The sequence below is a fragment of the Agromyces sp. CCNWLW203 genome (genome assembly GCF_036576125.1).
Classification (GTDB): Bacteria; Actinomycetota; Actinomycetes; order Actinomycetales; family Microbacteriaceae; genus Agromyces.
The window spans coordinates 243952-257632 of sequence record NZ_JAZHYX010000005.1; the positions used below are offsets into that span (position 1 = coordinate 243952).

The following is a 13681-nucleotide window of genomic DNA, read 5'->3' on the forward strand; positions in this document are numbered from 1 at the left end:
ACCCCCTTACGGCATCTGGCCGGGTGGGATTTGGTCTTCACCCGGCGCTCATCTGATAAATGAATTCGTCCAACCGCCAGTTTAGCACCGCCGCAGACACGCTTCGGCGTACTGCACAGGCATGCCGGAGGACGTATGGTGGGCATTCGGCTCGCGTGCTGCGAGCACACAGCAAGCCGTGCTGAGATTGTCAGGTGATGACGAGCCCCGAACGCGTGAAGGTCGTGGTGATCGGCGCCGGACAGGCCGGCTTGTCGGTCGCCTTCTATCTGCGTCGGTTCCAACTCGTGGCCGACGAGGATTTCGTCATGCTCGACCGTGCGCCCGGGCCAGGCGGGGCCTGGCAGCACCGCTGGTCATCGCTCCGGCTCGGCACCGCGCACAAGGTCAACGACCTACCTGGCATGGCAGAACTCGGATTGAGCTTCGACACCGCCGACCGAAACCTCCCCGCGAAAGACGTCGTCGCCGAGTACTACGACCGCTTCGAGCAGCACTTCGACCTGCGTGTGCGGCGCCCCATGAACGTGCGCCAGGTCGTGAACGACGGCGTCGACCTGCAGGTGCGCTACGAAGACCTCGCCCCGCAGCCGATCGAGGAGCAGAAGGCGGCACGAGGACTCTTCGGTCGTCGGCGCAAGACGTTCGAGGAACCGCCCGCGCCCGCCGCGCCGCAGCACGAGATCAGCACCCAGTTCCTCGTGAACGCGACGGGCACCTGGGGTTCGCCGTTCGTGCCGTACTACCCGGGCATGAGTGAGTTCGCCGGCCGCCATGTGCACACCTCCGACTTCACCGACGCCGAGGACTTCCGCGACAAGCACGTCGTCGTGGTCGGCGGCGGCACCTCGGCGATCGGCTTCATGCTCGAACTCGAAGAGGTCGCCGCCGGCCTCACCTGGGTGTCGCGTCGGCCGATCGACTGGCTCGACCGGCAGGAGCTCGACCTCGAAGGGGCATCCGCCGCCGTCGCCATGCAAGATGAAGCCGCGCGCTCGGGCCGGGCATTGCCGTCGATCGTGAGCGGCACCGGCGTGCCGAAGAGCCGCCGCATCGCCGCTGGCATCGAGCGCGGGCTGCTCGTCGCGCGGCCCATGTTCGACCGCATCGAGGGCGACCGCGTGGTCTGGGACGGCGACGAGTCGGGCATGGCCCGGGCCGACGCGATCATCTGGGCCACGGGGTTCCGCCCCGACCTGCGTCACCTCTCGCCGCTGAAGCTGCGCGAGAAGGCCGGCGGCATCACGGTGGGGCAGGGCGCCGCGTGGAGCGACCCGCGCATCTTCCTTGCGGGCTACGGGCCGCAGGCCTCGACCATCGGCGCGAGCCGGGCGGGACGCATGATCGCGCGCCAGATCATGGCGATGCTCTGACCACTGCTGGTCGAGCCCGTCGAGACCGTGCTGAGCCTGTCGAGAGCCTGAACGGGCGCGATTCGCGGACGACCGGGGTCTCAGCCGTCGAGCCGGTGCGCCTGCACCGCATCGTAGGTGAGCCGCAGCAGCTCGCCGGCGCGATCGATCTCGCCCTGCAGCAAGCGCACGACAAGGAAGTCGACGATCGCCATCTGCGCGAGGCGACTCGACATGGCCCCGGTGCGATACCGGGATTCACGTGCACTCGTCACGAGCAACTGATCGGCAACGGACGCGAGCGGGGAATCGGGATAGTTGGTGATCGCGACCGTCGTGGCTCCGCGGCCCCGCGCGAGGGTGAGCATCTGGTGGGTCTCGAGCGTCTGACCCGAGTGCGAGACGCCGATCGCGATACTGCCGGGGCCGGTCAGCGCGAACGAGGTGAGTGCGAGATGCGCGTCGGTCCAGCAGAAGCTCGGCACGCCGATGCGGTGCAGCTTCAATTGCAGGTCCTGTGCGGTGAGACCACTCGAACCCGCACCGAAGACGTCGATGCGAGGCGCAGTGCGGATCGCGCCGACGACGGCGTCGAGCGCGTCGAGATCGAGGCTGCGCGCGGTCTCCTCGATCGCGCGAGCCTCCTGGTAGGCGACCTTCGTCACCACATCGAGCGCGGAGTCGTTCGCGTCGATCTCGGCGTCATCGACGCGGAACAACTCACGCGCCGCCTGTTCGCGGCTGTTCGCGCCGGCGATCGCGATGCGGAACTCCTTGTAGCCCGCGTAGCCGACGGCGCGGCAGAAGCGGGCGACCGACGCGGGAGACGTCTCCGCGAGCTCGGCCAGCCGGGTGATCGTGGACTCCACCACGACGGCGGGCCGGTCGAGCACCAGTTCGGCGATGTGGAACTCGGCCTTCGAAAGCGAAGGCATCCGCTGTCGGAGGGAGACGAACACGTCGGTCATCGGGGGCCTCCCAGGGCGGCCGCGACAACGGCCGGCCGACGTCGTATCGGACTGGACTCATTCGAGGCTCGTTGCGGAGGCACCCGGTTGGAGTCGAATACTACCGGGCCCGGATGTCGCGTTGCGGTTGCCGCGATCGATGGAAGTTGTGCGCTCAGGGTCATGCTCGGCTCACATCCTCGACGCCGCATCGGCCACTCGAGCGCGCACATCGCGTACCTCGTTCGATGAGCGTGTGGGATGCACGCGGTTCGAGAGCAACACGACCGAGCGCTCGCCGCCGGGCTCGGTGGCGAACGCGGTGCCGGTGAACCCCGTATGTCCGGCGACATGCGGGCCGAGCCCGCGCATCCACTCCTCGTCGAGTCGCGGGCCGAGCGCCTGCCCGAAGCCGGGATCGTCGGGAAGCGGGAGCGGTGTCACGAGCGCGTCGGCGACCACCTCCGGCAGCACCCGTGTCCCGTCGATCTCGCCGCCGGTGCGCAGCGCCTCGGCGAAGCGCAGCAGATCATGCCCGGTCGCGAAGAGGCCTGCGTTGCCGCTCACACCGCCGAGTGCCGCGGCGGTCTCGTCGTGCACCTCGCCGTGCACGAGTCCGCGGCCCGGCTGGAATTCCGTCGCGGCGATGGACTGCCGCAGCTCTGCTGCGGGCCGGAATCCCGTGGAACGCATTCCGATCGGGTCGAGCACCCGTTGCCGAACGACCTCGTCGAGGCCGGCGCCCGCCAGTGCCTCGACGGCGAGGCCCGCCCAGATGTACCCGACGCACGAGTAGCGATGCACTGCTCCGGCAGGAAACTCGGGACGCGAGCCCGCGCGGAACCGTCGCGCCTCCGGGTCGGGATCGCGGTCGAGCCATTCGGCGGGGAGCCCGGCCGTGTGGCCCAGCAACTGGGCTACGGTCGTCGACCGCCAGCGTCGGTCTTCGAACTCGGGCAGGAGTTCCGCGGCGGGCAGGGTCGGGTCGAGTCCCCGGGCATTGAGCTCTCCGATGAGCGCCGCGCCAACGATCGGCTTGGTCACGGAGGCGAGATCGAAGCGCGTGGCCGCCGTGACCGGTTCCCCTGCGCCAGTGGTCGGAGCATCGGGCGCGTCCCACCGCCGAGTGACTCCGGAATGGCGCTCGAACACGATCTCTCCGCCGACGGCGATGAGCGCGCTGACGGCCGAGCCGAGCGCGCCGTCCGGTGCGCGGCTCAGGATCTGCTCGATCGAAACGTCCTCGATGCACATATGAAAAAAATAGTCTGAATACTTCACATAGGCGACATTTTTGTACATACTGGGGTCCGACCAGCCCACTGACGTGAAGGATCATCTCTCGCTGATGAGCATTCAAGACCTCCTGCTCGATCGCCAGGACGACGGCGCGCGGCCACTCTCGCCCACCGAGTTGCGGCTCGACGCCTCAGCCGAACTCGATGCGAAGTCGAGCCTCGAAGTGCTGCAGCTGCTGAACGCCGAGGACCGGGTGGCGGCCGAGGCTGTCGCCGCGATCCTGCCGCAGCTCGCCGACCTCGTCGACGTCGCCGCCGAGCGCTTCCGTCGTGGCGGCACGGTGCACTACTTCGGCGCAGGCACCTCCGGTCGGCTCGGAGTGCTCGACGCCGCCGAACTGCTCCCCACGTTCAACCTCGAGGCGGGCCGGGTCGTCGCGCATATCGCCGGCGGTGCCGCGGCACTCGTGAACGCCGTCGAGGACGCCGAGGACTCCGAGGCGGAGGGGCGAACGGCCGCCGCCGATGTCGGAGCAGACGATGTCGCGATCGGCCTGGCCGCCAGCGGCAACACCCCCTACGTCGGCGGCGCGCTCGCCGCTGCGCGTTCGGCCGGCGCCTACACCGCCCTCGTCTCGAGCAATCCGAATGCCGCGCTCGCACCACTCGCCGACACGAACCTCGTGCTGGCGACCGGCGCCGAGGTGCTCACCGGCTCGACGCGGCTGAAGGCGGCCACCGCCGAGAAGCTCGTGCTCAACGGCTTCTCGACGGCTCTCATGGTGGCCGTCGGTCGAACGTGGTCGAACCTCATGGTCTCGGTCGTCGCCACCAACGACAAGCTCCGCCTGCGCACCGTGCGCATCCTGCAGGAGGCGACGGGCCTCGAGGCCGAGGCAGCCATGGCGCTGCTGGCGTCGGCCGGCGGTGAGCTGAAGACTGCGATCGTCGCTGCGATCGCCGCCGTCGACGTCAGCGACGCCCGTTCGCTCGTCGCGCGTCACCACGGCTCGGTGCGCGATGCGCTCGCCGAGGCATCCGTCTGACCGCTCGTCCTGCACCACCCAGCACTGCAAACACACACAATCAAGGAGAGAAACATGATGAGGCGACGTACCCTCACAGCCGCGGCACTGCTGACCGGCTCCGCTCTGTTGCTCAGCGCCTGTGCACCGAGCGCTTCCAGCGGCGACGAACAGGCGAGCGGTGACGCGGTCACCCTGAAGGTCTGGTCGTGGCGCACCGAAGACGTCGAGGCATACAACAAGATCTTCGACGTCTTCGAGGCGGAGCACCCGAACATCACGGTCGAGTTCGAGGCGTTCCAGAACACGGAGTACAACCAGATCCTGACGACAGGCCTCGCCGGCAGCGACGGGCCCGACGTGCCCATGGTGCGCGCGTACGGCCAGCTGCAGCCGAACATCGAGGCCGGTCAACTCGTGCCGATCGACGGCGAGGTCGAAGGGCTCGACGACATCGCTCCCAGCGTCATCGCCGGGGCGAAGGGCAAGGCCGACGGCAAGACGTACGCCGTGCCGCTGGCCACCCAGACCCTGCAGATGTTCTACAACAAGCAGATCTTCGAAGAGCAGGGCCTCGACGTGCCGACCACTTGGGACGAGTTCATCGAGGTGCAGGAGAAGCTGCTCGCGGCCGGCATCACGCCCATGGCGCTCGGCGCGAAGGACGACTGGATCCTGCCGATCTTCGCCGACATCGTGGGCAGTGCCCGCTACGGCGGTTCGGAGTTCGAGGAGAAGGTGCTCTCGGGCGAGACCGACTTCAACGACCCCGACTACGTGGCATCGCTCGGTATCATCACCGAGATGGAGAAGTACCTCACCCCCGACGTCGTCGGCGTGAGCTACACCGACAGCCAGATCCAGTTCTCGTCGGGCCAGGCGGCGCAGTTCCCCGGCGGTTCCTTCGAGATCGCGACATTCCGCAACCAGGCACCCGACCTCGAGTTCGGCTCCTACCAGGTGCCCCTGCCCGACGACGCCGTGCTCGATGCGCCGGTCTCGCCGGCCTACGCCGACGGCAACTTCGCCATCAACACGAAGTCGGACCACCAGGACGAAGCCGTCGAGCTGCTCAACTGGCTCGCCACCCCCGAGTTCGGCCAGCTCGTCGCCGACGAGCTGAACCAGTTCTCGGCGATCCCCGGGGTCGAGTACGAGGACGCCGCCATGCAGGAGGCGTGGTCGAACTACGAGGCCGGCCAGGCTCCGTACCTGCTGCTCGTCGACTTCCGCTACGGCGAGCCGCTCGGCACCGCCGTGCTCGGCCAGCAGGTGCAGAAGATGTTCCTCGGCGAGACCGATGCCGCGGGCGCTGCAGCAGCACTGCAGACCGGCATCTCGCAGTGGTTCACCCCCGGCGAGTAGTCGTAACGCCCTTTCCCATCCCATAGCGAGGAAACGAAGACCATGTCCGCCGTCTCTGCACTCAAAGCGCCCCGCCGGCGCGGGAACACGGGCATCGCCCTGTCCCGGCGTGCGGGCATGGTCTTCGTCCTTCCTGCGCTGATCCTCTTCGCGGTCTTCATCGCGTATCCGCTGTTCACCGCGCTCAGCTACTCGTTCTTCGGCTGGACCGGCATCCTGCGCGGTGACTTCGTGGGCATCGAGAACTACGTCACGCTCTTCACGAAGCTGCCGTACAGCGAGGACATCCCGAACGCCTTCGTCCACAACATCCTGCTGTTCTTCGGTGCGATGGTCTTCCAGAACACGGTGGGCCTCGGTCTTGCGAGCCTGTTGCACGGACTGACCCGTTTCAAGCGCTTCTTCCAGACGATGTACACGCTGCCGTACCTCGTGTCGCCGCTCGTCATCGGCTACCTCTGGTCGTTGATGCTCTCGCCGCTGTTCGGCCCGGTGAACGCGATACTCCGCGGCATCGGGCTCGGCGAGCTGGCCCAACCCTGGCTCGGCAACCCGCAGACGGCGATCTGGGTCGTCGTGCTCGTCACGGCCTGGCAATGGATCGGCTTCCCCGTGCTGCTCTACGGCGCCGCCCTCGGCGGCATCCCCGAGGAGATCGACGAGGCCGCCTCCCTCGACGGAGCGAGTGCGTGGCAGCGCTTCCGGTCGATCACGCTGCCGATGCTCGTGCCGGCGATCGGCACGGTGAGCGTGCTCACCTTCATCGGCGCGATGGAGGCATTCCCGATCCCGTATGCCCTGGGCGGGTCGCAGGGCAACCCGGCCGGCGCCACCGATGTGCTCAGCCTCCTCTTCTACCGCTCGGCCTTCGAATCGGGCTCATCGAACGCGATCGGCACGAGCTCGGCGATCGCAACACTGCTCTTCCTCTTCATCTTCGGCATCTCGATGCTGATCACCATGCTCCTGCGCCGGGCCGAACGGAAGCTCTTCTGATGACCGCGACGATCACCCCCAGCACCGCCGACGGGGCGGCAGACAGCCGTCACGGCCGCACGCCGGGCCGCCCGAACGGCGCAGCCCAGCGCCGCCGCCCCAAGGTGACCGCCGGAGGCATGGCCTCGAGCGCGTTCCTCTGGCTGTATGCCGCGATCTCGATCGCGCCGCTGCTGCTCATGGTCTCGAACTCGCTGCGCACGACGCAGGACATGGCCACCGACCCCCTCGGCCTGCCGCTGCCGCCCGACTTCACGAGCTACCAGAAGGCGTGGATCACGGCGTCGTTCGACACCTACTTCTTCAACTCGATCTTCGTCACCGTCGCCTCCGTGCTGCTGTCGACCGTGGTCTCGCTGCTCGCCGCGTATGCCTTCGCCCGCACGAAGTCGAGGCTGTTCACGGCGCTCGAGGGGCTCTTCCTCTCCGGGCTCATGCTGCCCGTGTACCTCGCCATCCTTCCGTTGTTCTTCCTGCTGGAGGCGGCCGGCATGATCTCGAACCTCTGGGGCCTCATCCTCGTGTACGGGGCACTCGGCATCCCGTTCTCGACCTTCGTGCTCGCGAGCTTCTTCCGGCAGCTGCCGATCGAACTCGACGAAGCGGCACGGCTCGACGGCGCCGGACCGTTCCAGACCTTCTGGCGGGTGCACCTGCCGCTCGTGAAGCCCGCGATCGCGACCGTCGTCGTGTTCCGCTTCGTACCGGTGTGGAACGACTTCTTCTACCCGCTGATCCTCATCCGCGACCAGGACGCCTACACGCTGCCGGTCGGCATCACCCGATTCTTCGGTGAATACCAGACCGACTGGGCGACCCTCTTCGCCGGCCTCACCCTCGCGACGATCCCGCTCGTCGTGCTCTTCCTACTCGCGACGAAGCAGATCGTCTCGGGCCTGACGGCCGGCATGAGCAAGTGAGCGTGCTGCTCGGCATCGATATCGGCGGCTCGGGCAGCCGCGTCGCGATCCGCTCAGGAGACGGCCCGCGTCGCGAGCTCACGGGCCCGCGCATCGGCGTGACCACCGGCGGCAGCTCAGTGCCCGAGACGGCGATCGCGCTGCTGCGACGCGCGCGCGAGCTCTGGCCGCGCGAGTGCGCCGCGCTCGACGGCGTCGGCCTCGGAGCGAGCGGTCTCGCCACCCTCGTCGCCCGTCCCGACGAGCTCGCTCGGGCGATGCGCGCCGAACTCGCAGGCACGTCCGCCGACCGACTTTCACCGGTCGCGGTCGCGATCGACGCGGTCACCGCGCACCTCGGCGCCCTCGGTGGTCGTCCCGGCGCGATCGTCGCGCTGGGAACCGGCGCGATCGCCTTCGGCACCGACGGACTGGAGATCTGGCGCCGCGTCGACGGCTGGGGGCATCTGCTCGGCGATCGAGGCGGTGGCGCGTGGATCGGAAACCGCGGACTCGAGATGGCGATGCGTGCACATGACGGCGTGGATGCCTCGGGCGCCGCCCTGCTCGTTCGTGCCCGCGCCCGCTTCGGCGACCCGCTCGAATGGCCGGCCCAGTTGTACACTCGCGACGATCGGGCCGGAGTCCTCGCCGGATTCGTGCCCGAGGTGGCCGAACTCGCCGCCTCCGGCGACGTGGCGGCGACGGCGATCATGGCCGCCGCTGGCGAGGAGGCGGCGCGCAGCGGCGTCGCAGCCCTCGCACCGGGGCTTGCCGCGCGGCTCGCCGCGACCGGTGGCGTCTTCGGTGCCGGTGGCGTGCTCGCAAGCTCCTTCGCCCGGACCGTCACTGCGCTTCGTGCCGACGTCGAGGTGACGGCGCCGCTCGGCGATCCGCTCGACGGGGCACTCCTCCTCGCCGGTCGGGTCGCTCGCGGCGAGGTCTCCACGCATGAGCCGTACGTCTGGACGGCCGGCTCGATCGCGAGATGAGCGTCGGGCGCGCTGCGACGGCGCAGCCTCAACCCGCGGCGGGGCCGCTGTCGCGGGCGCGTCGGCCGAAGGTGCCCGAGGTGACCGTGCGGTAGGACTCCCGCACCATCGACTCGAGCACGCCGAGGTCGACGTCGTCGAGGTTCTTGAGGTAGAGGCATCCGACGCCCGTGGTGTGCGTGCCGAGCTTCGCGAGAGCTTCCGCGTGTGCGCCGACGCCCTCGGGGAAGTAGATCGTCGTGGCGGCCTTGCGCGGCGAGAAGCCCGCCGCCCCGGCATTGCCGGTGCGGCCGCTTTCGTACTCGTAGTGGTACTCGCCGAACCCGATGATCGACGGGCCCCACATGCGCGGCGGCTCTCCGGTCACGCGTGAGAACAGCTCGAGCAGGGTCTCGGCGTCGCGGCGCCGCACGGGGTGCGCGACCCGGTCGATGAACTCGTGCGCCGAGGCATCCGTGTAGTCCGTGGCCATGGGGGCAGCCTAGCTCCGGCGGGCTCGCGCCGGCAGGGTCGCGCCACAGCCTCGCTCGGGCGCAGCAGGGTTCGCACGGGCTCGCCGGGCGCTCAGGGACGCCTTGTAGAGTTGTGGCGATTCTCGATCACTCGACTCCCGGGGGCACTTGTGAACCGTGCGGCGCAGCTCGCGCGTGGCTCGGGCACCGCTTCGGTCGCCCTCACCCTCGCGGCCTTCTCGCACGGCGTCGCCGCCGGCGAGGCCCCCGGCGCGATCGGGTTGCTGCTCGCGGGCATCGTCGCGCTCGGGGCATCCGTCGCCTTCGTCGGCCGTCGTTCGACGCGGCTGCGCACGACGCTCGCGGTGCTCGTCAGCCAGGGGGCGTTCCACGTGCTGTTCGGTGTCGGCGCGGGCGTCGGCGCGGGCGCATCGACCGGATCGTTCGTCGTCGGCGGTCACCACGAGGCCGTGGCTTTCGTCGGCGCTGATGTCGCGCCCGTCGGTCATGCGCACGCCGACGCCGCGATGCTCATCGGCCACGCGCTCGCCGCGGCCGCGACGATCGTGTACCTGCTCGCGATCGAACGTGCGGCCTGGCGTGCGGTGACCGCGGCCGCGCGCCGGTTCGCGCTGCGACTCACCGAGGCGGTGCCGCAGCTCGCGCTGCTTCCTCCCGCCGTTCGCACGGTCGCCTCGACGCGTGCGCCGCGGCTTCGCTCGCGACTCCGCTTCACGGCGCTCGGATCCCGCGGCCCGCCGCTCGCGCCCGCTTCCGTGTGATCCCGCCGCTCGGCGGAACCAGAGCATTCCGGATGCCGCCGCGCACACGCCGATCGCGTGGGGCTGCCGCCCCGGACCGAGGAGAGAGAACTCCCATCGCAATGAACAACCAGACCAACCAGAACAACCAGACCACGCCGAGCTCCGCGACCACCGCAACCGCCGTGGACCTGCGTGCCCGCACGACGCGCCTGCGCGCCCTGGTGCTCGCCGCTGCGGCGCTCACCGTCGCCGCCGGCATCACGCTCGCGGGCGCGTCACCCGCGTTCGCACACGACGAGCTGCTCGCATCGAGCCCCGAGCCCGGCGAGGTCTTCGACCAGGCGCCCGCCGAGGTCGCCCTCGACTTCTCGAACGACATCATCGAGGTCGGCACGGCGATCGTCGTGGTCGACCACCACGGCGGCGATGTCGAGGTGGGCGAGCCCGAGGTCGTGGGCCCGCGCGTGACGGCTTCCCTTCCGGCCGATCTCGAGGGCGACTACCAGGTGCGGTGGCGCGCCGTGTCGAGCGACGGGCACCCCATCGAAGGCACGATCGACTTCGGCGTGGGCGCCGACGCGACCGGCGTCTGGACCGAGGAGCCGGCCCATGATGACGCGGCGACCGGCGAGGAACCCGCTGAAGGCGACCATGCCGACGGGGACCACGCAGAGGGCGACGACGGCGCGCAGAGCGGCCCCGACGGATGGGCCGTCGCCGGCTTCGTCGTCGGCGGACTCGGCATCCTCGCGCTCCTCTCCGCGCTCATCGTGAACGCGAAGCGCAAGAGCGCAGGCCCCGGCGCCGGCTCGGGCGACGGTGACGGTGAGGGTGGCGGAGCCTCCGGCACGGGCACCGGGGCATCCGGCGACAACGCCTGAGACCGGCCCGTCTACGGTGCTCGCCGTTCTTCTGAGCGGCGAGCTGCATCGAGGACGCGCTCGACCGAGACGCCGGCGCGGCGTCGGGCGAACAGGGAGCTACATCGGTGACCCGTTCGCCTGTGCCGGCGCAGAGGGTGGGGGCGGAACGAGGTCGACCACCCAGTCGTTCGTGTGCAGCACGAGGCCGAGCTTCACCTCGAACTCCTCTTCGCCGAGCAGCCGGAAGCCCGCCTTGCGGCAGACGGCGTTCGACGGCGGATTGTCGACTCGCGGGTACGCGTGCACGGGCAGCACCTCGCCGTCCGCACGCGCGACGTCGAGCATCGCAACCACAGCAGCGGGCGCGATGCCTCGGCCGCGGTACTCCGCCTCGACCGACCAGCCGGCCTCGAGGGCGGGTTCGCCATGCCAGTCGTGCTGCCAGTAGCCGACCATTCCGACGCCCTCGGGATGCCCCGGGATCACGATGCGGAACTGGTGAGCGGTGCCCTCGCGCTGCAGGCGGAGATAGCGTTCGTGCCGCGCGAGCACCTGCTCGTCGTTCTCGGGGCCGCCGAGCTGGTTCATGAGCTCGGGCGTGTTCGCTCGGTGGAGCAGCGCGAGGTCGTCGTCGGACCACGGGTGCAACTCGATGTCGCTCATGACTCCCATCACACCACCGCCCACCGACACGCCGACGGCCTCGTGGCTGCTCGCCCCCTGCAATCGCGCGATCGAACGGACGCATGTTGTCGCTTCTCCGATGCGAGTAGCGACAACATGCGTCTTCTCGACAGCGGGAGAGCGGGAGAGCGGGGCAGCGGGGCAGCGGGGAGAGGGCCAGGGGAGAGGGGAGAGGGGAAGAGGGAAGGGGCGCAGGGCGCGACGGGAGCGCGTGCGGCATGCAGAAGGGCGGCGCCCCGGGGGAGGCGCCGCCCAGTAGAGGGGCTCGTCGAACAGCGGCTAGTGGTCGCCGAGCGTCGCGAGCACGTCACTGCGCACCTGCGCGAGGCGCGCCCGCAACAGGGTCACGGTCTCGGGCGCCACCCGCCCGCGGCTCGCCTGCGTGCGCAGGTCGGTGCGCAACTGCTGCCGGAACTCGCTGAGCGCGAGGTCGGCCTCGTGCACCGCGCGGCTCGTCTCGGCGCGGGCGTCGCCGCTCCACGAGGTCGAATCGTCGCTGCCACCGGCCGTGCTCGCGGCCGACGCCGAGGTCTTCGTCGAGGCGCGCTTGGCCTCGCGGGCCGCGCTCGCGAGTTCGGCGCGGAGCGACCGCATCGCGTCGTTGACCTCGGCGCGCACGCCGTCGGCGAGACGTCGCACCGAGTCGGTGACCTCGTTCTCGATGCCGTCGAGTTCACCCCGGCGTGCGTCGAGTTCGGCGCGACCGGCATCCGTAATCTCGTAGACGGTCTTGCGGCCGTCGGTCGACTTCGAGACGAGGCCCTCCTCCTCGAGCTTCGAGAGCCGCGGGTAGATCGTGCCGGCACTCGGGCTGTACGTGCCGCCGAAACGATCGGAGAGTGCCTGGATCAGCTCGTAGCCGTGGCGCGGCTGCTCCTCGAGCAGCGCGAGCAGGTAGAGGCGCAGACTGCCGTGGGCGAAGACGGGCGGAGTCATGCGGATGCCTCGTCGGTGCTCTGCCCCGAGGCCGCCGCGGTGTCGTCGTGGCTCGCGCCAGCGGCATCCGCTGCCGTGCTGTTCCCTTCGCGGCGCATGACCGAGATCGAGCCCGAGACGCTGTTGGCGCCGAGGTCGAGCCACTTGCCCGAGAGCTCGCCCGTGACGCGCTCGAAGCCCTTGCCGAGCATGCCCTTGATGGTCGTGTCGTCGATGAGCACCGTGCCGCCGACCGTGTTGATGCGGTAGCGGGCACCGGAACCGGGGGCGAAGCGCACCGTGAGGTCGCCGGCGACGGTGTTCGTGTCGACCCGGTCGGGCGTGCTGAACGCGTCGAGGATCATGTTGCCGGACACCGTGTCGGCGTTGAACGAGCGCACGTCGCCAGTTGCGACGACGTCGCCCGACACCGAGTGCGCGGTGATGCGGCCGGTGTGGTTGCCGGCGGAGACCTCGCCTGAGACGGTCGAGAGCTCGACGTCGCCCTCGTGGTTGTCGAGCACGAGATCGCCCGAGACGGTGGAGAGCTTCGCGTCGGTCGTGAAGCCCGAGACGAGTGCGTCGCCCGAGACCATGCCGAGCTTCATCACCACGTGCCGTGGGGCGAGGATGGACACCTCGGCCTTCGCGTTGCCGGCCCAGCCCTTGAAGACGTCGATGAAGTTGTCCCACCGCAGTTGCGGGTGGTCGATCTCGAGGGAGTCGCCGTCGATCTCGACCTTCAGATCTTTGCCCGTGACGTTCGAGATCTCGACGCGGGCGCCGGGCTCGTCGTGGCCGATGACGTCGACCTTGCCGCCGATGAGGCTGACCTTGAGCTTGCGAACCAGTTCGAGGTCGATGACCCGGGTCTCTCCGGGGTTGATGACCCACTTCTCGATGGACATGCCGTGCTCCTTCTGTCGCGGTTGCGTTTCATGCGAGGTGCGGCTGCCGCGGCATCCGCTGCCCTCGAGGTCTGTGACGCGATATATCGCGTGTCTGATGTAGTCACGATATATCGCGTTTGCTCGAGAAGCAAGTCGACCGCGAAGGGTCGCCGAGTCGCAGGAAGATCGGGTGCGCCGCGCCGGGCGGCCTCGGTGTGTCATGCAAATCTTCCTGCGACTCGGCGAACGGCAGCAGCCGAGCGGATGCGGCGGCGCTTGACATTGACGCAGCGTCAACC

General features: G+C 69.4%; 14 protein-coding genes. 8 read left to right on the forward strand and 6 right to left on the reverse strand.

Annotated elements, in window-relative coordinates:
- Positions 1-197 precede the first annotated feature (197 nt).
- Entirely contained in the window at positions 198-1373 is a 1176-nt protein-coding gene (locus VPH61_RS13340) for an NAD(P)-binding domain-containing protein (protein WP_332063988.1), read from the forward strand.
- 80 nt (positions 1374-1453) lie between these two features.
- On the opposite strand, the gene VPH61_RS13345 is transcribed toward VPH61_RS13340, so the two are convergent.
- Positions 1454-2320, reverse strand: a complete 867-nt coding sequence (locus VPH61_RS13345; RefSeq protein WP_332063989.1) for a MurR/RpiR family transcriptional regulator — start codon at positions 2318-2320, stop codon at positions 1454-1456.
- 171 nt (positions 2321-2491) lie between these two features.
- Complete coding sequence (locus VPH61_RS13350; protein WP_332063990.1) at positions 2492-3553, reverse strand: serine hydrolase domain-containing protein; 1062 nt, start codon at positions 3551-3553, stop codon at positions 2492-2494.
- A gap of 94 nt (positions 3554-3647) precedes the next feature.
- On the opposite strand from VPH61_RS13350, the gene VPH61_RS13355 reads away from it, so the two are divergent.
- The 5 genes from VPH61_RS13355 to VPH61_RS13375 are packed head-to-tail and all read left to right on the forward strand — an operon-like array spanning position 3648 to position 8814.
- Entirely contained in the window at positions 3648-4583 is a 936-nt protein-coding gene (locus VPH61_RS13355; protein WP_332063991.1) for an N-acetylmuramic acid 6-phosphate etherase, read from the forward strand.
- A gap of 54 nt (positions 4584-4637) precedes the next feature.
- The gene (locus tag VPH61_RS13360) at positions 4638-5927 is read left to right on the forward strand and encodes an ABC transporter substrate-binding protein (RefSeq protein ID WP_332063992.1); all 1290 of its coding nucleotides are present in this window, start codon (positions 4638-4640) and stop codon (positions 5925-5927) included.
- A 42-nt stretch (positions 5928-5969) separates the two neighbouring features.
- Positions 5970-6923, forward strand: coding sequence for a carbohydrate ABC transporter permease (locus VPH61_RS13365; RefSeq protein ID WP_332063993.1), 954 nt, complete (start codon positions 5970-5972; stop codon positions 6921-6923).
- Positions 6923-7843 carry a carbohydrate ABC transporter permease gene (locus tag VPH61_RS13370; protein WP_332063994.1) on the forward strand — a complete coding sequence of 307 codons (921 nt, stop codon included), beginning with the start codon at positions 6923-6925 and terminating at the stop codon, positions 7841-7843. Before VPH61_RS13365 ends, VPH61_RS13370 begins: the two co-directional genes overlap by 1 nt.
- The gene (locus tag VPH61_RS13375; protein ID WP_332063995.1) at positions 7840-8814 is read left to right on the forward strand and encodes an N-acetylglucosamine kinase; all 975 of its coding nucleotides are present in this window, start codon (positions 7840-7842) and stop codon (positions 8812-8814) included. The genes VPH61_RS13370 and VPH61_RS13375 overlap by 4 nt, the downstream gene beginning before the upstream one ends.
- 28 nt (positions 8815-8842) lie before the next feature.
- On the opposite strand, the gene VPH61_RS13380 is transcribed toward VPH61_RS13375, so the two are convergent.
- Positions 8843-9286 carry a DUF1801 domain-containing protein gene (locus VPH61_RS13380; protein ID WP_332063996.1) on the reverse strand — a complete coding sequence of 148 codons (444 nt, stop codon included), beginning with the start codon at positions 9284-9286 and terminating at the stop codon, positions 8843-8845.
- 150 nt (positions 9287-9436) lie between these two features.
- Between VPH61_RS13380 and VPH61_RS13385 the strand changes: the two genes are divergently transcribed.
- The gene (locus VPH61_RS13385; RefSeq protein WP_332063997.1) at positions 9437-10048 is read left to right on the forward strand and encodes a hypothetical protein; all 612 of its coding nucleotides are present in this window, start codon (positions 9437-9439) and stop codon (positions 10046-10048) included.
- Positions 10049-10149: 101 nt separating this feature from the next.
- On the forward strand, positions 10150-10911 hold the full coding sequence (locus VPH61_RS13390; protein WP_332063998.1) for a copper resistance CopC family protein: 762 nt from the start codon (positions 10150-10152) through the stop codon (positions 10909-10911).
- Positions 10912-11010: 99 nt separating this feature from the next.
- On the opposite strand, the gene VPH61_RS13395 is transcribed toward VPH61_RS13390, so the two are convergent.
- From VPH61_RS13395 to VPH61_RS13405, 3 genes are all read right to left on the reverse strand, one after another.
- The gene (locus VPH61_RS13395) at positions 11011-11556 is read right to left on the reverse strand and encodes a GNAT family N-acetyltransferase (protein WP_332063999.1); all 546 of its coding nucleotides are present in this window, start codon (positions 11554-11556) and stop codon (positions 11011-11013) included.
- A 300-nt stretch (positions 11557-11856) separates the two neighbouring features.
- Positions 11857-12513, reverse strand: a complete 657-nt coding sequence (locus VPH61_RS13400; RefSeq protein WP_332064000.1) for a PadR family transcriptional regulator — start codon at positions 12511-12513, stop codon at positions 11857-11859.
- Positions 12510-13400, reverse strand: coding sequence for a DUF4097 family beta strand repeat-containing protein (locus VPH61_RS13405; RefSeq protein ID WP_332064001.1), 891 nt, complete (start codon positions 13398-13400; stop codon positions 12510-12512). Before VPH61_RS13405 ends, VPH61_RS13400 begins: the two co-directional genes overlap by 4 nt.
- Positions 13401-13681: the final 281 nt, after the last annotated feature.

What these genes read in the sequence shown, in the direction of transcription:
- VPH61_RS13340 (WP_332063988.1), top strand. Translation starts at nt 198, where the DNA reads ATGACGAGCCCCGAACGCGTGAAGGTCGTGGTGATCGGCGCCGGACAG.
- VPH61_RS13345 (WP_332063989.1), bottom strand. Translation starts at nt 2,320, where the DNA reads ATGACCGACGTGTTCGTCTCCCTCCGACAGCGGATGCCTTCGCTTTCG.
- VPH61_RS13350 (WP_332063990.1), bottom strand. Translation starts at nt 3,553, where the DNA reads ATGTGCATCGAGGACGTTTCGATCGAGCAGATCCTGAGCCGCGCACCG.
- VPH61_RS13355 (WP_332063991.1), top strand. Translation starts at nt 3,648, where the DNA reads ATGAGCATTCAAGACCTCCTGCTCGATCGCCAGGACGACGGCGCGCGG.
- VPH61_RS13360 (WP_332063992.1), top strand. Translation starts at nt 4,638, where the DNA reads ATGATGAGGCGACGTACCCTCACAGCCGCGGCACTGCTGACCGGCTCC.
- VPH61_RS13365 (WP_332063993.1), top strand. Translation starts at nt 5,970, where the DNA reads ATGTCCGCCGTCTCTGCACTCAAAGCGCCCCGCCGGCGCGGGAACACG.
- VPH61_RS13370 (WP_332063994.1), top strand. Translation starts at nt 6,923, where the DNA reads ATGACCGCGACGATCACCCCCAGCACCGCCGACGGGGCGGCAGACAGC.
- VPH61_RS13380 (WP_332063996.1), bottom strand. Translation starts at nt 9,286, where the DNA reads ATGGCCACGGACTACACGGATGCCTCGGCGCACGAGTTCATCGACCGG.
- VPH61_RS13390 (WP_332063998.1), top strand. Translation starts at nt 10,150, where the DNA reads ATGAACAACCAGACCAACCAGAACAACCAGACCACGCCGAGCTCCGCG.
- VPH61_RS13395 (WP_332063999.1), bottom strand. Translation starts at nt 11,556, where the DNA reads ATGAGCGACATCGAGTTGCACCCGTGGTCCGACGACGACCTCGCGCTG.
- VPH61_RS13400 (WP_332064000.1), bottom strand. Translation starts at nt 12,513, where the DNA reads ATGACTCCGCCCGTCTTCGCCCACGGCAGTCTGCGCCTCTACCTGCTC.
- VPH61_RS13405 (WP_332064001.1), bottom strand. Translation starts at nt 13,400, where the DNA reads ATGTCCATCGAGAAGTGGGTCATCAACCCCGGAGAGACCCGGGTCATC.